The following is a 530-nucleotide window of genomic DNA, read 5'->3' as shown; positions in this document are numbered from 1 at the left end:
ATTACGTGACGCTGAGCGGAGATTACATCACGCTGAACACGTCGGGCGCGCGCACTGTGACGATGACCGGCTATAGCGACACAGTGACGCTGAGCGGCAGTGTGCTGACAGTGAATGTGAACGGGCTTCGTGACACGGCGACGATCCTGAGCACCGGCGCCGTCGTGTCTGTCGGCGGGACGAGCGACACGGTGAGTGTGTCGGGTTCGTCCGTGTCGGTCGGAGTTGCCAACGCGCCGGTGACGATCCTGGGCGACGGCAACTCGGTGGCGCTCAACAACAGCCAGGAGATCCTGACGCTGACCGGCAGCAACGAGACGCTGACGGTGAACAGCAGCTTCGACGCGGTGACGTCGACGGGCAACAGCGACGTGGTGACGGTCAATGGCTGGAACAATACCGTGACGCTGACCGGCGACAGCCACCAGGTGACGGTGAGCGGCTCGACCAACAGAGTGACGCTTAACGGCAACAACGAGACGGTGACGTTGACCGGGACGAACGGCATTCTATCGCTGAACGGCACCGGG

The 530-nt window shown here is 62.8% G+C and carries 1 protein-coding gene; it reads left to right on the top strand.

Features of this window, described 5'->3' with window-relative positions; genetic code table 11:
* Nucleotides 1-530: DUF3060 domain-containing protein (locus TSA1_RS38585; RefSeq protein ID WP_210421924.1), on the top strand; the 530-nt coding region annotated here is incomplete at both ends.

It is taken from the genome of Bradyrhizobium nitroreducens (assembly GCF_002776695.1).
Taxonomy (GTDB): Bacteria; Pseudomonadota; Alphaproteobacteria; order Rhizobiales; family Xanthobacteraceae; genus Bradyrhizobium; species Bradyrhizobium nitroreducens.
Note: the sequence above shows the minus strand (reverse complement) of the source record. Positions and strands in the feature narration are given on the sequence as shown.